Source organism: Legionella moravica DSM 19234 (assembly GCF_000423305.1).
Classification (GTDB): Bacteria; Pseudomonadota; Gammaproteobacteria; order Legionellales; family Legionellaceae; genus Legionella; species Legionella moravica.
In genome coordinates this window covers 63,557-80,509 of record NZ_KE384001.1, presented here as the reverse complement: position 1 = coordinate 80,509, position 16,953 = coordinate 63,557, and the positions used below count along the sequence as shown (strand labels likewise).

Sequence of the window (16,953 nt, the reverse complement as noted above, 5' to 3'; positions counted from 1 at the left end):
GCAAGATAGATAGTCCTGCTTCCAGACTCACAAGAGACAAGAAGCAGGTGCATAATCAGCGGGGATAAAATTGGAAGCCCGAATCATTTGTCTCACATGATGATGACGATGATGAGGCAACGCATGTTGTGTGCGATTCAAAAAACGAATATCCATTGTAGGTTTGAGAGTGTTGCTCAACTAACGACATTTTTTGCTTAAGTGCTTCAACTGGATCAAAAGTATCCGCACATGGATTGAATAGATTGAGTGGAGACTGTGCGTGATAATGAGCAATTTTTTTTGGTAACCAATCCATTAAAATCCTTGCTTTACCCCTATCTTCTTGGGGAACCACATGCGCAAGCCAGGCTTTAACCGTCTGGGTTATCTTTGTAGAAGAATCCACAAGTGTCAGAGAGGAAACTGCCAGGATGTCTTCAAGATACTCATATTCCTTACCAGTAAGAATAACCAGGAATGCCCTTTTGATAAAATCAGACAAGTCAACAGGCAATAGCTCTGAAGCCATTTTTACGCCAAAAATTGCAGGAAATAATTTATAATGCAGAAAAGAGTCCAGGTTGGCCATAGCAACATTTATATTGTGTGGAAAACATTTACGGATATGCTTGACCAGTGTTAATAATGGAATAGACGCCAGATGAATTGCCACTTCAGGCATAGCTTTGACTGTTGCAACATCCAGCTCCCAGCCCAGTTGGTTGGACAGGCGGATCAAACGCAAGAGACGTACAGGATCAATCTCAATGGATTTTTTGAAAGAAATGAGTGTTCGTAATTTACGTTGATTAAAATCAGTAATACTCCGAGGATAAGGTATGAGAAGAGTGGATTTAGAGTTTACACCCAAACAATTAACGGTAAAGTCGCCCTGGGACAATAATTTTTTCAGGGTATCCCCAATTCGGCAGGTAATATCTACAACCTGATTTTGATCGTCAGGATTGGTTAGGTGAAACACATCATCAAATGTTTTACTTTTACTGATGTCAGAAAACAAAGTCGGCAGAATGCTTACTGGGCAATTGGTTATTAAATCCACATCATTGGGATTTAAGCCCAGTAACGTATCCCTGACAAAACCACCTATGATGTAGGCCTGGTAACCAGCACCTTCGATGATCTCAAGAACTTTCTGGACAAAAGCCGGATTCTGATAGCCCTCTGGCAGTTTAAGACTACTTTTTTCGGACAGTTCGTGCTGGCACAGCGAGGAATCAACTGAACTGGATGCGAGGGGCATATTGCTTTGTATTGAATCATGGTCTAATGCAGGCGTTCTCATTACATCTTGCGCTGGAATAGCTGTTGTAACGACCGGGGATTCTATCGCAACAGCAGAGGCGCTTTCCACAAACCTTGGTTTTCGCCCCTTTTTACCCTCTCCCCTGCGAGGTTTTGATGGTTTTGATGGTTTTGAAGCAAGAGATCTTTCCATGCTTTTTTGATTGTATTGTTCAATTGCTCTCAACCGTGATGAAGAGATAGAAGAACGTACTTTCTTTGTTTCTGATAATTCAACAGGCTTAAACGCTACGGTAACATGTGCTCTCTTGGCTGGCAGTTCCGATGACTGATGTTGCGGCATATTGCCCAGAAAACGGTGATAGTGTTCTGTCCAACGCATCTGTAACATTTCTTTGGTCGTTTTAACACGGCATTGAATAAACTCCGCAAACCATGCTTGATATAATGCCCGTGCATCTCCCTCGCTTTGTATCATTCCGGAGTTAAAAGAGAGTGCGTACCATGCTGACTGGAATTGTTCCAATAAATTGTTACTTTCTTTTTTTTCTTTAGTAAGAGGCCAATAATTATTTTCAAAGGCGTGGGGCTGGTGAGGATTCTTTAAAAAAGTCAGCAGTTCGGAATAGTGTTTTTGGAACGAAATAGACTTCAGCATTGTATTGATTAACTGTTCCGAATGTGAGGCTTCTTCTGGAGTTAAAACCGTTTGCAAAGCATCCTGCAATGCTTTTGCCTCAAAAAGAACGATCTCTGCACGGCGAGATTCACCCTCTTCAGACCAGTGCACTGCTTCTTTACAAAAAATCTCGAGAACACTAAGAAATGTTTTTTTCAATCGAGGATTTTTAATCAACCCACCGTGCAGCGGTATGGCCAGAAACAGATGATGAAGTGCTGTATATCGTGCATCTAAATCTGCCCTGTTAGTAGATTTGTGTTGATAAAATGAAGTAATAAACAATATAAATAATCGACACTGAAGATGTTCACTGCCTGATGTCTGAGCAAGTTGTGCGAAGAGTCTGGCTACTGCCTGATAATTAATGCTATTCCATTTATGTTTTCTTTGGAGAGCTTTTTCCAAAAGCTCAAGAAATACCGGGCACTGCATTTCAAGCTCTAATGGGTTTACCTTCTCAGAGCATGAACTGGATTTCAGTGATGAGGCTTCTTCTAATGAGGCGGTCAAAGCCTCAACTTTTGGGGTGAAAAATTGTACTAACGTTGCATAAGTATTGTTTTTAATCTTAATAATATGAGTATGCAGCATTTCCAGAGCGTTTTTCAGGATGTAATGATCAAAAAGGTGCGTCTCTGTTCGCTTTAAACATTCTTCAAGAATTAATGCAAGACGTTTTGCCAATTCCAGGCGCTGCACATAATTTCCCGATAAAATACCATGAGACAATTTAAGCGCTATTTTTTCTACTTTGCCTGCAATATCCGAGAGAGAACTCTCCTGAGATGACCTTCCTATAATGTCTCCAAGTACGGCATTGGCAGCATCAAGAATATCTTCCATCATTTTATAGGTCAGATTATTTGGGGAGGCAAGCTCCGATACATTCATTATGGTATTCACAGTAAATCGGAGCGTTCTTGCCAATTGAAGACAAGGAGTTGGCGGAGCAGCCAGAAGTTCTTTTGCCGATGCAATGCAATAAACAGGACTGTTGAGGTTATATAGCGAGTCTTTGCTCGTTGAAGTGCTGTTCCCCTCCAATTTTTGTTGATTAATCATGCCCGTTAATACGCCTATATTCGCCAGAAGTAATTCTGCATTCTCAATTTTATTTTCCAGAGTCATCTCAATGACACTGTTCTGAAGAATCGACATAGTCTTTAACATGTTTTCATCAAATTTTGAGAAGACATTTTTACTTTTTTGCAGGTTATTCTCATTCTGACTTTCGTTATTTAATGTTATGCTCAACAGATTAATCAGCCGGTTATGAATTTCGTAAAAAGTGGCAAAATATTCAGTTCTTAGATAACGAAATAGTGATCTATCGCACTCATTGAGGCTATAGCAGTTCCTTATATCCATCAGATCCATACAGGCTAAATGATATTGCCACAGGTCAAAAACGATTCCATGGCAAAAAGACATCTCATGCACAGTAGTTGAGTTTTCAAACATTTTGAAAAAAAACACGAGTACTTTTTGAAATTCAAAAAAGGGTTTATATATAGGAAAATCGGCTAAAACCATCAACGAATCAGTAATCGTTTTAGTATGGTTCGATAGAACGCCAAACTCGTGATTTAATGTTTGCAAAAGACATTCTGATAATTGAGAAAGTCTCTCAGGCTTACTTAACCAAACTCGTGTTGCGATATGAAATTCCGGGTTAGCAAAAATTTGTGGTTGGTTTCGTATTGCAATCACCAGTTTCATGAAAATGCTCGTAATCATTACACTGTCTTTAGAATCCTCTTGAGATTCAAACTGAGGATCATAAACAAAATAATTGATGTATGGTGATGAGTTTGGCAATCGCGCTTTAAACATAAATTCTTTATGCAATCGTTCAATTTCCTGCTTGGTACACCTTAGCGCATCACAAACGGCTTGAATTGTAAGACTACGTTGCATAGTTGATTGTTTATTTGATGCAGGTGCACTCAACGCATTTCTGCTCTGTTCTAATAAAGTGGCGAGCAGCTCGTGCAATTGCCTATAGGCACTGAGGGCGTTGTTGTAGGTCCAGAGGCAATCTTCCCAGCGTTTCGCTGATGCCTCTGTTGAAAGTCCAGTTAAATAACTTAATTTAAACGCATAATGCCCCGGTACCATTCCGTAAAGGAACACGGATTGACTCAATGCAGATTGCAATCGCTCCCTTAATTCTTCAGGATATGACTCTGGATTAAAGGCAAAGTTGGCGATAAAATTCCAGATTTCATCTTCGTCTTGTTGGATCTCTTTCAAAAAGAAAGTAATACTTTCAGCAGTCCTCAACGAATTGGGTTTATCAAATTGATGTTCGAGATAAAGCAATTCATTCATAATATTCCAGCGAGCAAGAAGACATCTCAAACGCTCGTGCCATAAAATTGAGGGCATTTCCATAAAACGCTTCGCAATTTGAGTATAAGCAAATAATTTAATGGCATTCTCTCGTGAAAATTGCTGATATAACTCCAAAAACAAGGGATGTTTTTTTTGTGGTAAAAAATAAAATATTTGTTCTATGCCTACCTCAACATCTGATCCCAAAATTGTTTTAGTGATCTCCCCTACTGGTGCCGGTTTAATATCAATGGTGGTGCGAGAGTAATGGAGTGGAGTGGACTGTTTTCGTGGCTTTCTTTTAAGCATTGTGTCTTCTGTACGGAATTAAGTGTTCATATTTTAATCTTTTAATAAATTTGTTCAAGTTTTTTGGAATAAGGAACCTGGAATCCGTCTATTTTTCAGATGACAAGATGTGTACAGCCCCCTTAAGACAACTCGCTAATAGATTTTCATTAATACCCAACGTCCCATTAAAAACGGATGTATGTCCATAACAAGTCCTAGTGAGTTCCCTGCAAAACGTCACCCTTTAAATCCAGCACTTGCCTGTGCCAGAGTCTCTAAGAGCTCGGTTGAATCTTAGCCTATGAAAATAGAAATTCATTATGCTAAGATGTTTGTTGCTTATCAGCCGCAGATCAGAAACGCTCCCTGTTCGGCAGCTGAATACTTAAGGATAACGTATGAAAGTTTGTTTTTATGGAAAAACACTACCTCAAATTCTTCTTGAACTGGCGGCACTGCCTCGGCTTAATACCGACATAGATTTAAGCAGAAATGATCTTGGCAACCGTTCCTGTGCCGATGTTGTTGCCATCATGAATGCTCTGCCGAAGGACATCCGATCAATTAATTTACGCTCCAACGGTCTCTACCTTAAATCCGTTTCAGATCTTGTAACCATCATCAGGGCCTTACCCGTTAGCCTTGAATCCCTCGATTTGGGTTGGAACAAACTCTGCATCAAACCTGCCAAAGACCTGGAACAAATTATGAGCGCTTTGCCAGTAAGCCTAAAATCCCTGAAGTTGGGCTGGCATTCACTTCCCCTGAAATCCGACCAAAATTTAGCAGCCATTATGAACGCATTGCCTAAAACGCTGCAGTCGCTTGATTTGCATGGCAATAATCTTGGCAATAAATCCTATGAGGAACTCAGAGCCCTTTTCCAAGCGCTGCCTGCTCATCTGCACTCACTGGATTTACGCGAAAATGCTTTTGGTACCCAAGCTGCTCATGTCTTGCATCGCCTTATAAATGCCTTACCAGCTGATCTGAAATCACTTGGATTAAGTGGAAATAGCCTCTATCGCAAATCAGCACTGGAATTCGTATCTATTATGAGGGCCTTGCCCAAAAATCTGCACACGCTCGATCTTGGCAATAACAACCTGTTTTATAATCATTCTGTTGATAATCTTGTAATTATCATGAACGCCCTGCCAAGAGATCTGCGCTCACTCTCTTTGAGCGGAAATGCACTCTACCAAAAATCAGGAGAAAACCTCCTGGCTATTTTCCAACAACTTCCCCAGGGCTTAAATTTTCTTGATTTAAGCGGAAACCTCCTATACCAAAAATCATCTAGAAACCTCATCGCCATGATTAAAGTCCTACCCAAATGGTTACAGTCACTTGATTTAAGCAGAAACCAGTTCTACAAAAAATCACTGTTAGCTCTTAGCCATATCATAAACTGCATGCCAAACAATCTCGAATCCATTGATTTAAGATCTAATGGCTTTGACCAGGTTGCAGTGAAAGACATTATGAGCATTCAGCAATTCGCTAAAATTCCTTCGGCACTTATCTTTGATGATTCCATCATGGCAAGACGCAGAGTAATCGGGCTTCATAATCATTGCATCAAGAGGCATTCAATGCTTTCAAAATTATTCCGCGCGCTAGAGCCTCAGGAGGACAAACACGATAACGTAACCTCGGACGAGCAACACTCAACTCGGCTAATCCCTTGAGACCAGTTTTTATCCAGTTGAAAACCTCAGCAAAGGATGCCTTATGGTTTTAATTATGGATACAGTTGATAATTAATCAAATTGGAAAATACCGATTGGCGCTGTTAAAATAATTTGCTTGTTGGAGATAAGATGTATCCATAATATCGTAGTTTTTAGTGGGTAAGCCGTGTTTAAAAGTACCAAACCTCATAATGTTTTTTATGCTGTAATTCAAACACCCCGAATAGTTTTCAAGATAAAATTTACCCTGCCGGAAACAGTTATTAAAGGAATATTAACCAATTGATATCCTAACTCTGAATACGCTTGCCTTAAATCATTTTCAAATACCTGAGCCGCTTCAAAAGTAATCTGTCGTTCATCGTCATTGATATAAATCTGTTCCCATGCTGGAGCAAAAAAAACCATTGAATTATATCGATTTTTACGACTGGCTTTTAGCTCAGAACCAATATCTAAACTAAAACACTTGCTGTAAGCGATAAGGTCAGGAAGTCCTCTGTCAAAAAAAACCAAATCATATTTTGGGGCGTTCTCGTAGTCATAAAGCATCCTTGATAACATCAACTCTTTAAACAAAAAGGGATTTTTGTCATAAACACCCTCCCCATCAATGAGCCTTTGTTGCGCTAAAACTCGCCTGGCAGGCTCATCAATAACAGGGAATCCTCGCTTTGCTAATTCAACTAACATAGATGTTTTACCGCTGCCTGGCGCTCCGGTTAATATGTAAAATTGGTTCATCAATTCCTTAGTTCTGTTAAAATAAAATATTGTTATAACCATGATATAATATCAAGCTACATAATTTAGCCCATGAGAATGAAATGATTGTTCTTCGCGAACCATCTCTCCAAGATGAAACAGCGTTTATTTCTGCAATCAAAAAAAGCCGCGATTTTTATTTTCCTTTTATAACAGTACCGACAACTTCTGAAGAATTTCGACTTTACTTGAATAAAGGCAATCAAGAAAGTGAACAATACTATTTTGCCTGGAATGTCGACGAGCAGATTATTGGTGTTTTTAATATTAGCGGTATCATGAGAGGCGTATTTAAAAGCGCTTATTTAGGGTATTACGCCACTGCGGAATACGCTGGAAAAGGATTAATGAATCAGGCGCTTAAATTAGTTCTTAAAGAAATATTCACAACTTTGGATCTTCATCGAATTGAAGCCAATATTCAACCTAGAAATACTGCATCAATACAACTTGCGAAGAAGAACGGGTTTATCAAAGAAGGGTTTTCACCCCGATATTTGAAAATCAATGGCATTTGGCAAGATCATTTTCGTTTTGCCCTAACATATGAAGATTGGTTAGCAAACCAATAGCGGGAATTCAATAACATGGCCATCATCAAAACTTCTCGATTAATATTAAGACCCTGGTATGAACAAGATCGCAAACCATACTTTGAAATAAATCAGGATGAAAAGGTACTGGAATTCTTGCCCGGAGCCATGTCCGAGGTGCAAATAAATCAATTTATGCAGCATCAGAATGCACAGTTTAAAATCCGTCATTACATGCTGTGGGCAGTTGAATTACAAAACACAGGCGAACTGATAGGCTTTATCGGTCTCAACTATTTCGATCAACCTACCCATTTTTCACCTGCCGTTGAAATTGGCTGGCGTTTAGGCTCCCAATATTGGGGATATGGATATGCAACAGAGGGTGCTTTAGCTTCCTTAGATTATGGCTTTAATCAACTTAAACTCAGCGAAATAGTTGCATTCACAGTGCCAAACAACCTACGCTCACGAAAAGTAATGGAAAAAATCGGTATGGCGCATGATATAAATGGCTCTTTTGCCCATCCCAAACTGCCACTGAATCACCGGCTTTCGCAACACGTTCTCTATAGCATTAAAAGAGAACAATAAGCTCATTTGCGTTCATTTAATATCAACAAGGGCTCAGCAGGGTCACAGTCAGCAGTATACGCAGTCAGCAGGGTCAGGCCTTGAATTTTGAATTTAGAAATCTATAGTCATAATTTTTTGACTATTTTACTTACACTAGAATAATTCAAACCAAAATAATCTCCTATTTCTTTTAAACTAAATTGTCCGCATTTGTATGCAATTTGAATTCTTTCTTTTCTTGTATCTGCCTTCTGTTCTATTTCTTTCAATGTGTGTATCTCCGTTTCATATTGAGCTTTCGGGATGTCTATTAAATTCATTTGAGGGTCAATCTTTTTCAACATCTCATTAATGAACTCATCATTCCCCAAATAAATTTGTTTTTTTAAATCACTCCAAGGAGACTTACTCATTATTCCATCAATTACAAACTGTTGATATTTCCTAATGGCTTCGGATACATCTTCACTAAATAAACAGAGAATTTTATCTACATATAACCAATTTGGTTTAGTCTCTTTTAATATTGTTGCTAGATAACTACTCCATTTCCATTCATGCGGTGAAGTAACCATTTTTGCGCGTATAGGATTTAATACAATGTATCTTGATAGCTCAAGCAAATAATGGTCTTTATCAACTGATATTGATTTGAATCGTCCTTGAAAAACATGCCCCACACGATTGTGTATTCGATTAAATTTTTGAGTATAGACGCCGTTAAGTAATTGCATACCTTTACTTAAATTGCCGGCTGGAGTCTCTATTAACAAATGATAATGGTTATCCATGAGACAGTACGCATAACACACCCATGTGTATCTTAAACAGGTCTCCGAAAGAGTATTTAAAAATAAATTTCGATCTTCTTCTGAAATGTAAATGCGCTCCCGACCATCACCCCTAGAGGTGATATGATACAAGGCTCCTGGAAATTCTATCCGTAGTGATCTTGCCATGTTGGACTATTAATTTTTAATTTTCCTTTCCTAATGCTTTTAATCTATTTGATTCGGATCGTCAATAGATTCATGTGCTGTAATTAAGAATTCACAATTCAAGACCTGACCCTGACTTCTATATCTCGTGGCATAATTCCTACTTGTAATATTTTCATTTATTATCTCGTTCTCTTATCATTTATTAATGCTATGCGCTCAGAATTACCAAATTCAGCAAATTCCATTTAAGCCTTATCCAGATTTAAAAAATAACGAGTCGCTTTAAGTTCGCCGATTCTTTTGAGAATATTTTTTTTAACCAAGTCATTCAGATCTCTGGTTGTTGTAGCGATTGGCGCACCAGTAATGCTCATATAATTTTTAGCACTTAAACCACCTACAAATCCATCAGGCCCAGCATGAAATAATCTTAATAAAACCTTTTCCTGTCTTGGATTAATGTTCCCTTCCGCTTCCTTTAAGATCACAGATTTCTTAATAATAAAATCAATATACAAATAAGTGCTTTGTTGCGCCTCCAAAGCGATATTAGCAAACCATAAAAGCCAAGATGTCAGGTCTAAGCTTTTACTTGCCAAACCTAATTGTTGATAATATTCCTTTCTCTTTTTTAATAATATTTTAGCTAATACTGTCATTACTGGTTTTGAAAAACCTTGAGACAACGCTTTTTCTGCTATAGCCCTCCCTATTCTTCCATTCCCATCTTCAAAAGGATGAATACTCTCAAACCATAAATGGGCTATTCCTGCTCGAGTTAATGTGGATAAAGGCGCTGAGCCGGCTGGAGAACTCCTTTCAAACCAATTAATAAATGGCTCCATTTCAGCCATAACACATTTTGAAGGAGGCGCTTCAAAATGGATTTTTCGATCATAATCAGGCCCAGAAACAATCTGCATTGCTTCCTCATGGCTACGATATTGGCCAATATTTTCTAAATGATGGCTATTACTCATTAAAAATTGATGCCATTCAAATAAAACCTGATGTGTTAGTGGACTAGAAATCGTTTGATATAAATTAACTATCATTTTAGCGATCCCACGTTCTGCCAGGCTAGCTCTAGGGGCTTCAGTAGATAACCCTAACTCTTTTTTTATAGAAGATTGAACACTATCCCTGTTTAAATGCTCTCCTTCAATTTCAGAGCTATCCAAAGCATCAGTACACATTAAATCGATGAATAAATTTTGCTTACCTTCTTGAGAAATATGTTGTGAGGAACCAATAATAATCCCAGCACTCTCAGTAAAAGATTGTTCATACACAACTAATTTATCTGAGTCCCAAGTAAAATTAGGCCAATTCTCAATCTGCCAATTCCATTTCATGATTAATAACCTCGCTATTTATTAATCACAATATAGCGCATTAATGATTAATAAAGCATGATTTTATTAATCAACATTACTTTTAAAAGAGAGTATCAGGGTAAAGTCTCGCTTTGTACCCATTTCTGGACAGTAAGGCAAAAAGCGAGACTGAACACTAGACATTTTATGAAATCTGTTTTTTGGTATGGATCACTTTACTAAATAGTTAAACCAAGGAACCGGTCAGCAGGGTCAGGCCTTGAAAGGTCAGCAGGGTCAGGCCTTGAATTTTGCATGTGCTGTAATTGAGAATTCACAATTCAAGACCTGACCCTGATCTTATGCTGATCTTATGCAAAACGATTAGAAACCCGATTTCAGATATTCTAGGCCTATAGGTAATCTTGTTCATTTTTTTGTATCGTTCATTTTGAATGAACACTTCAGAATTATGAACAAATCAGTATAAGTTAACCCCATGATATCCCAGGCACAATTACAGTAATTTACGACACTAGCTGGAACTCAAATATTGTAAAACTCGGGTTAAATGATCGAGTAGGTTATGTTAGGTCGCACTTTGTTTAGTCAAGTTAACTTGAAACAAGCATATCAAAACAACTATACTGTACATGTACAGGAAATGTGGAGAAAACCATGCAAACAGTATCTTATACTCATATGCGCGAACATTTATGTGAAATCATGGAGAAAATCGCCAATGGTGAGCAAATCTGCTTTACTCGCAAAGGCCAAAAACCTTTTATCATAGGGAAAATTGGCACACCAACTGATGCTCAACTTGAAGAAGCAAAGTACAAGAAACGTGCTCAGACGATTGCTAAACTAAAAGAGCGACATACTGCGACTATTAAAGCCTTAGCGGATAAATAATGGAATTAATTTTTTTAACTGTAGAAGATGTTGTATTTATTCAAAGTGAAATATTATCCAATGCTTCTGTTACTGATCCAGGGAAACTTGAATCTGCGCTTAAACGTGCTGAACAATATCATCATTATGAAAATATCAATGATATTAAGGATGATTTACCAAATATTATCGAACAGGCAGCATCTGGAGTTGTGGATAGACATAGGCTTGTTGAGCTTTTAAAATCCTACGTTTTTTCAAATAAATAAGGTTAGTTTAATCCCGTTCGCAACCAAACGGGATTGTAAATTTTTAGCAATTAATAGAAAGTGAGGGAGTGAGTCATTTTTCATGCAAAATTAAGCAAGGAATCCAATCCCTATCATCCGGGAAGGGCTCTTCTCTTCTAAAATAGCGTTTTTCTTTGAAGTTAGGCTCCAAATTCCCATCCTCATTCTCATTAACAGGAACATAGTCCCCATCTTCTGGACAATAATCTGTATCGAAATCTTGAAGCCAATTCCTTATTTTATACTGAACTAACTTATCACTCCATTCTAAGGCCATTTAACTCTCCCAAGGGATTTGAATGCATTTGTTCAATTATAGAATATTAAGTGTCAGTGTGCATTGCGATCGAAGAGGCAGTGCCTGTATGAAATCACACAGGTTGCTTGTTTTCTATAGAGAACAACTCTGGATCGTTCAAGAACAATTAATTATTTAAAAGGAACGACAGTATGGTTAGAGGAATCTCATAATCATCCAAAGTTAAAATATAAGGAGTTTCTTTGCCTTGTTTGAATAGAAAGATACCTTCTGCAAATAATTCAAAAGATAAGATTTTATTGAATAAGATATTAAATTGCTTTTTATTACCTTTGAAACCAATACGTTGGTTTGTAATGTATAAAATCCCAACGTCTTCTGTATCAAGAATTTCTTGTGTTTTTGTTTGAACCCCAATAGAGCCGATCCTATAACGAACTCCTTTCATAATTTTTATAGAGCCAGTCAAGCCTCCATAATTGATTCGTTTAGTAACTTTTTTTATTTTATTTAATTGAGAAGAGGCACGGTAGTGCAATATTTCATTTGGTTTAAAAATAATGTTTAGTTTATCTTTATTTTCAACCGATGGTAATGAGCCTTGCTCAATTAATCCCAAAGTATAATATTTGTTGAAAATTTTTTGATCAAAATTAATTTCGTTAGTTTGCAAAGAGAATAAATTCAATAACTCTTGTAACGTTTTTCGCTCTTCTTCACTAATTCTCTTATCAGAGATAATCTCATTAAAGTAGGTCGATAATGCCTTTCTTTGAATTTTTCTTATTTCTTCCTCTGTCAGTTCGTATTTATTTTCTACATATTTGAGTTGCTCTAACTCAAGGGGATCGATTACTCCATCCTTTAAAAAATACGTTAATATTTTCCTGTATTGCTGAACACCTTCTTTTTCGGAAAACATTTTAGATAAGTGAGGAAAAGCACTTTTTAAAATAGATCGCAATTTATTTACGGACATAAATTCCCTTGTAATATCTATTGTTCAAATTATAGCAAAACCAGGAGATATGATTTAATGTATCGACGAAATTGATTTTATTTACTACCTAAATGGTTTATCGCTATAATGAACAACTCCCTTCTTATCTGTCCATTTATAAACAGTCATGTCCCCAATGGTTATTGTTGATACTGGTGCACTAATATTGATATTGGTATTGGTATTGGTATTAAAAGGCTTGTATTTGATAGAACTATTTTGGTTAGAATATCCACAAATACAGGAAGGAGAATCTGTTCCATCAGAACAATGATAAAATCCAGTTGATGAATTACATCCTGCTACGCCCTTATGATGGGAGCAGCAACCTGATTTAGCATAAGTGACTAAAGGAAATACAAGCAATCCGAAAGTGAAGCCTCCTATTACTAATATATATATGTGGGATCTTAAGGACATCCTTGATACCCTCTGTAGACACTAGCAACTATCTTGTCATCAATAAAAAAAGTGTAATAACAACCAGACTCGCCTGGTGCTTTGAAATAGAGATATTTTTGAGTCTCATATTGATTTCCCCAATTTCTTCTATTAACTGGCTCACCACAATTTTCAAGAACAAATTGTAGGGAATCACCTGGTTCAATGAGCTTTCCATTACATCTTAATTTGTCAAATTTTTCTTCGGAAAATGATGTGAGAGGTAGTAAAACTAACAAAAGAAATGAAATATTGACTCTAGTATTCATATCATGTCCTTTTTGACTGAAATACTGATACCTAGAGTATAGACTAAGGAAAGACCCGGATATTATTGCGACACAGCTGCGACACAAAACAAGGAGACCGTGAGAAAATTTTGTAACTTATTGATTCTACTATGCCGCTGCGCGGAATCGAACCGCAGACCTTTTGATTACGAATCAACTGCTCTACCAACTGAGCTACAGCGGCTTAATAAAAAGTATACTTAAGTTTGGTGATGTTGCAATACTACTCCTATGGTCCAGTCGGCGTTTTTATTCAAGGGTAGGAAATTGATGTTTTGGTTGGCTGGGAGGCCGTAGCCGTTGACTATTAAGGCGTAGAGATAGGATGGGAGCATGCAGTAGTTGTAGAGCATGAAGTTATCGGGGTAGATTTCTTCCAGGATGGTCCATTTTTGGTGGCAGATGTTTTTATCTGCGAAAGAGATTAAGTCCTGATTGGTAAATTGGTGTTGGGTGGTTGGGAATAGTTTGTCGTTGAGCATGAATGTAATTCCACCAATGATGTACCAATTATCTACGGGGTTTAAAGCCAGTACTGATTTGACTGTTTTTCTCACTGAATGTACGTCATTTACTAAAATGGACAGTTCATTGGTGCATGTAGAGGCATCGCCTTTGCCAGATCGTCCGCTGGGTAATTCGTATTCATCGGGAAAGCATGTTTTTCGGTCATAGAATTGATGCCCCATTTCATTTTGCCCTAATCCCAGAAAACTGCGTGCATATAAACGGTATTTTTTTCCGTATAAATTAAACTCAACTCGGTCTTTTGAATCCATAGTTGGCTCTTCATTCAAAGGAATAACAATTTGAACGGAAGCTCCGCCAATGTCCATTACTCCAGCCAGTGGTTTTTCGCTTTGTTTAAACAGATTTAATTGATAGTTTGTTGCCAGCCATGCAAAAACTCCCTCCTCATGACCTGTAATGGTTCGGGCAGTAACCAAACGCCAGTAGTATTGTTTGTCAAACCAGTCAGCGACCAATTGATTCACATTTTTATGATGAGTCTTTGGTAATAATCGCATCCCAGCAGTTGAGTAAAAATAAACCGGCATTTGAACTGTGGGTGCGTCAGTAAATAATTTCTCCATGTAAACTGAAATTGACTTATGTTCATGTTCCAGAGTGGATAGTCCAGGTAGAGCCTTTCTGTTCCATATTTCCTTGATGCCAGTTGGGGTATTGGTTTCATCCAGGTCATATGCGTAAACGTGTAATCTGGATCCTGAGCTGCCCGCATCAACTACAGCCAGGCAATGGTGATTCAAGCATTCCGATTTATCAGCAAAAACAGCGGAAGTGAACACAAAAAAAACAGTGGCGATCGTCCATAATCGGTACATAATCGTTCCTTACAACTTAAGATAAAAATATCCTACCTGAGTAAATTCTCAGGGTCAAAAATTTAAATGCAATGATTAGGAGCAATTGTCAACAGACTCTAAATTGATTCATTTTTTAATTTTAATCACCGATTATAGCAAATCAAAAAGACATGAAATTGTTGTTTTAAATCAAACAGTTATTATTAAATCACGGACAGAATTCTTTCGATGTTTGTTCTGGATGAGCAAAGCAAATAGCTTAAGCCAAAAACTTTCTTTTAAAAGCACAAAAATTATGCTATAAACGCCAAAATTTAATTTTTATTGAATTAATCTTCGAGTGACTTGATGAAATAAATTAACTGTTTATTCAATTACAAAGGAACTATTTTTAGTTTTTATGATTAGAATAGTTTTAAAATTTTTCAGTTAATTATAACATTAGAGTTTATCCCTTTAATAACCATGTGAGAAAGAAACAGCCCGTGAAAAATCCAACCTTAGCTAAACCCATTAAAGACAGTGGCTACCGCCGTGGATTAAAAGACCGTCATGTTCAGCTGATTGCTCTGGGTGGGATCGTTGGATCCTGTTATTTTCTTGGAACAGGCGAGGTGATTAACCTCGTTGGCCCAGCAGTGTTTATTGCTTACATGTTAGGTGGCTTGATCATCTATTTAACGATGTTATGTATGGGTGAACTGGCTGTTGCCATTCCTATTTCAGGGTCCTTTGTTACGTATACGTCCGACTTTATATCCCCTTCTGTAGCCTGTGGAGTGGGCTGGTCATACTGGATAAGCTGGGTCGCCTATATTCCAGCTGAATGCGTGGCTGGCGGTATTATTATGGAAATGTTTACCGGGATAAATGGCTATGTCTGGGCGATTTGCTTTGGTTTACTCATTACCTACATCAATCTGGCAAAAGTTGATACTTTTGGTGAGATTGAATTCTGGCTCGCTCTAATTAAAATTGTTGCATTAATGGCCTTTGTGGTTTTGGCACTTCTCATTTTCTTTGGAATTATCCATGGAACCGAACCCCCTGGAATCATTGGTTTTAAATACATGTTGGGAGATGGAGGCCTTCTCCCGAACGGTACCATGTCCTTACTCACCGCCATGGTCCTGCTTCTGGTGAACTACCAGGGCTCGGAAATTATAGGTCTTGCAGCAGGAGAATCAGAGAATCCAGCGCGTATGATCCCTCATGCCATACGTAATGTGACCTTAAGAATTTTATTCATTTACATCATACCCGTGTTTTGTCTGGTACTTATCTTCCCATGGCAAAAAGCAGGTTTATCAAACTCTGTATTTGCCGATGCCCTTAACTTTTATGGTTTAAATTGGGCAGGAGCAGTAACCAGTTTTGTTACTTTATCCGCTACTCTTTCCTGCGCCAACTCAGGATTCTACGGTACCGTGCGCTCACTCAATGCGCTCGCCAGAGATGGTATGGCTCCTCATACTTTTGCCAAATTTAACAAAAATGCCATACCGCAAAATGCGGTGATTGCGACGCTGACTGGCGTTTGGACCTTATTAGGGGTTGGATACTTCTTTGGTCAAACCAAGCTGTATATTGCCCTACTCCTGGTCTCTGGCTTTACTGGTACATTGGCCTGGATTTCATTATGTCTTTCACAAATCAGCTTTAGAAACAGGCTCTATCAAGCGGGTTATAGTATTAAAGATCTACGCTATGTTACGCCTTACTCTCCTTATACTGGAATAATAGCGGTGATCCTGATGTTGTTTGCTTTATTTTTCCTGGTGTTGAATAAAGATCCCATGTATAAACTGGCTTTTGGTATCGGCATAGTAAGCTTTGTATTTCCCATCATCATCTATAAATTATTTGATTTGTCAAAAGACAGACGTAAAGCCTTACACGTTAAAAGTCGTATTAAGTTTCAGGATTTATTTCCGCCACAATAGTCTACTCACTCAATAAAATAAGTCTTTACTTAGGTAGGATGTCAGCTTAAGGTTGACGCCCTACCACTCATCTATGAGAATCTGTTAGAGGAGGATAACAACTTGATGCCTCTAAATGAAACAGGGCC

Annotated in this window: 15 protein-coding genes and 1 tRNA gene; 6 read left to right on the top strand and 10 right to left on the bottom strand. The window is 37.9% G+C overall.

Going from position 1 to position 16,953, the window contains the following annotated elements; all coding sequences use genetic code 11:
- Window positions 1-55 precede the first annotated feature (55 nt).
- A complete protein-coding gene (locus G543_RS0113210) occupies window positions 56-4,573 on the bottom strand; it encodes a tRNA nucleotidyltransferase/poly(A) polymerase family protein (RefSeq protein ID WP_028384944.1) in 4,518 nt (1,505 codons plus the stop codon).
- Window positions 4,574-4,953: 380 nt separating this feature from the next.
- Between G543_RS0113210 and G543_RS0113205 the strand changes: the two genes are divergently transcribed.
- Window positions 4,954-6,246, top strand: a complete 1,293-nt coding sequence (locus tag G543_RS0113205) for a leucine-rich repeat domain-containing protein (protein ID WP_028384943.1) — start codon at window positions 4,954-4,956, stop codon at window positions 6,244-6,246.
- A 213-nt stretch (window positions 6,247-6,459) separates the two neighbouring features.
- Here the strand turns inward: G543_RS0113205 and G543_RS0113200 are convergent, their stop codons facing one another.
- Window positions 6,460-6,993, bottom strand: a complete 534-nt coding sequence (locus tag G543_RS0113200; protein ID WP_028384942.1) for an AAA family ATPase — start codon at window positions 6,991-6,993, stop codon at window positions 6,460-6,462.
- A gap of 83 nt (window positions 6,994-7,076) precedes the next feature.
- Between G543_RS0113200 and G543_RS0113195 the strand changes: the two genes are divergently transcribed.
- Both G543_RS0113195 and G543_RS0113190 read left to right on the top strand, forming a co-directional pair.
- Entirely contained in the window at window positions 7,077-7,586 is a 510-nt protein-coding gene (locus G543_RS0113195; RefSeq protein ID WP_028384941.1) for a GNAT family N-acetyltransferase, read from the top strand.
- A 15-nt stretch (window positions 7,587-7,601) separates the two neighbouring features.
- Window positions 7,602-8,141, top strand: a complete 540-nt coding sequence (locus tag G543_RS0113190; protein WP_028384940.1) for a GNAT family N-acetyltransferase — start codon at window positions 7,602-7,604, stop codon at window positions 8,139-8,141.
- A 107-nt stretch (window positions 8,142-8,248) separates the two neighbouring features.
- Here the strand turns inward: G543_RS0113190 and G543_RS17955 are convergent, their stop codons facing one another.
- Both G543_RS17955 and G543_RS0113180 read right to left on the bottom strand, forming a co-directional pair.
- Window positions 8,249-9,082 (bottom strand): REP-associated tyrosine transposase, encoded by an 834-nt coding sequence (locus G543_RS17955; protein WP_028384939.1) that lies wholly within the window; start codon window positions 9,080-9,082, stop codon window positions 8,249-8,251.
- 227 nt (window positions 9,083-9,309) lie between these two features.
- Window positions 9,310-10,419, bottom strand: a complete 1,110-nt coding sequence (locus G543_RS0113180) for a Fic family protein (protein ID WP_028384938.1) — start codon at window positions 10,417-10,419, stop codon at window positions 9,310-9,312.
- Window positions 10,420-11,058: 639 nt separating this feature from the next.
- Here G543_RS0113180 and G543_RS0113175 point away from each other — a divergent pair.
- Window positions 11,059-11,295 carry a hypothetical protein gene (locus tag G543_RS0113175; RefSeq protein ID WP_028384937.1) on the top strand — a complete coding sequence of 79 codons (237 nt, stop codon included), beginning with the start codon at window positions 11,059-11,061 and terminating at the stop codon, window positions 11,293-11,295.
- Window positions 11,295-11,543, top strand: coding sequence for a hypothetical protein (locus tag G543_RS0113170; RefSeq protein ID WP_028384936.1), 249 nt, complete (start codon window positions 11,295-11,297; stop codon window positions 11,541-11,543). Before G543_RS0113175 ends, G543_RS0113170 begins: the two co-directional genes overlap by 1 nt.
- A gap of 73 nt (window positions 11,544-11,616) precedes the next feature.
- Here G543_RS0113170 and G543_RS0113165 read toward each other — a convergent pair whose 3' ends face one another.
- From G543_RS0113165 to G543_RS0113140, 6 genes are all read right to left on the bottom strand, one after another.
- Window positions 11,617-11,841: a hypothetical protein gene (locus tag G543_RS0113165; RefSeq protein ID WP_028384935.1), complete on the bottom strand. Its 225-nt coding sequence runs from the start codon at window positions 11,839-11,841 to the stop codon at window positions 11,617-11,619.
- Between the two features lie 148 nt (window positions 11,842-11,989).
- Window positions 11,990-12,802 (bottom strand): hypothetical protein, encoded by an 813-nt coding sequence (locus G543_RS0113160; protein WP_028384934.1) that lies wholly within the window; start codon window positions 12,800-12,802, stop codon window positions 11,990-11,992.
- An 84-nt stretch (window positions 12,803-12,886) separates the two neighbouring features.
- Complete coding sequence (locus G543_RS18795) at window positions 12,887-13,243, bottom strand: DUF4124 domain-containing protein (RefSeq protein WP_081675678.1); 357 nt, start codon at window positions 13,241-13,243, stop codon at window positions 12,887-12,889.
- Window positions 13,234-13,533, bottom strand: a complete 300-nt coding sequence (locus tag G543_RS17950; RefSeq protein ID WP_035922322.1) for a DUF2845 domain-containing protein — start codon at window positions 13,531-13,533, stop codon at window positions 13,234-13,236. Before G543_RS17950 ends, G543_RS18795 begins: the two co-directional genes overlap by 10 nt.
- A 132-nt stretch (window positions 13,534-13,665) precedes the next feature.
- Window positions 13,666-13,738, bottom strand: a tRNA-Thr gene (locus tag G543_RS0113145).
- 16 nt (window positions 13,739-13,754) lie between these two features.
- Window positions 13,755-14,900 carry an acetate and sugar kinases/Hsc70/actin family protein gene (locus G543_RS0113140; RefSeq protein ID WP_035922321.1) on the bottom strand — a complete coding sequence of 382 codons (1,146 nt, stop codon included), beginning with the start codon at window positions 14,898-14,900 and terminating at the stop codon, window positions 13,755-13,757.
- Between the two features lie 449 nt (window positions 14,901-15,349).
- Here G543_RS0113140 and G543_RS0113135 point away from each other — a divergent pair, with 449 nt between their 5' ends.
- Window positions 15,350-16,825: an amino acid permease gene (locus tag G543_RS0113135; RefSeq protein WP_035922319.1), complete on the top strand. Its 1,476-nt coding sequence runs from the start codon at window positions 15,350-15,352 to the stop codon at window positions 16,823-16,825.
- Window positions 16,826-16,953 lie beyond the last annotated feature (128 nt).

Bases quoted from the DNA above. Each gene is read 5' to 3' on its own strand.
- G543_RS0113210 (WP_028384944.1), bottom strand. From the start codon at position 4,573: ATGCTTAAAAGAAAGCCACGAAAACAGTCCACTCCACTCCATTACTCT.
- G543_RS0113205 (WP_028384943.1), top strand. From the start codon at position 4,954: ATGAAAGTTTGTTTTTATGGAAAAACACTACCTCAAATTCTTCTTGAA.
- G543_RS0113200 (WP_028384942.1), bottom strand. From the start codon at position 6,993: ATGAACCAATTTTACATATTAACCGGAGCGCCAGGCAGCGGTAAAACA.
- G543_RS0113195 (WP_028384941.1), top strand. From the start codon at position 7,077: ATGATTGTTCTTCGCGAACCATCTCTCCAAGATGAAACAGCGTTTATT.
- G543_RS0113190 (WP_028384940.1), top strand. From the start codon at position 7,602: ATGGCCATCATCAAAACTTCTCGATTAATATTAAGACCCTGGTATGAA.
- G543_RS17955 (WP_028384939.1), bottom strand. From the start codon at position 9,082: ATGGCAAGATCACTACGGATAGAATTTCCAGGAGCCTTGTATCATATC.
- G543_RS0113180 (WP_028384938.1), bottom strand. From the start codon at position 10,419: ATGAAATGGAATTGGCAGATTGAGAATTGGCCTAATTTTACTTGGGAC.
- G543_RS0113175 (WP_028384937.1), top strand. From the start codon at position 11,059: ATGCAAACAGTATCTTATACTCATATGCGCGAACATTTATGTGAAATC.
- G543_RS0113170 (WP_028384936.1), top strand. From the start codon at position 11,295: ATGGAATTAATTTTTTTAACTGTAGAAGATGTTGTATTTATTCAAAGT.
- G543_RS0113165 (WP_028384935.1), bottom strand. From the start codon at position 11,841: ATGGCCTTAGAATGGAGTGATAAGTTAGTTCAGTATAAAATAAGGAAT.
- G543_RS0113160 (WP_028384934.1), bottom strand. From the start codon at position 12,802: ATGTCCGTAAATAAATTGCGATCTATTTTAAAAAGTGCTTTTCCTCAC.
- G543_RS18795 (WP_081675678.1), bottom strand. From the start codon at position 13,243: ATGTCCTTAAGATCCCACATATATATATTAGTAATAGGAGGCTTCACT.
- G543_RS17950 (WP_035922322.1), bottom strand. From the start codon at position 13,533: ATGAATACTAGAGTCAATATTTCATTTCTTTTGTTAGTTTTACTACCT.
- G543_RS0113140 (WP_035922321.1), bottom strand. From the start codon at position 14,900: ATGTACCGATTATGGACGATCGCCACTGTTTTTTTTGTGTTCACTTCC.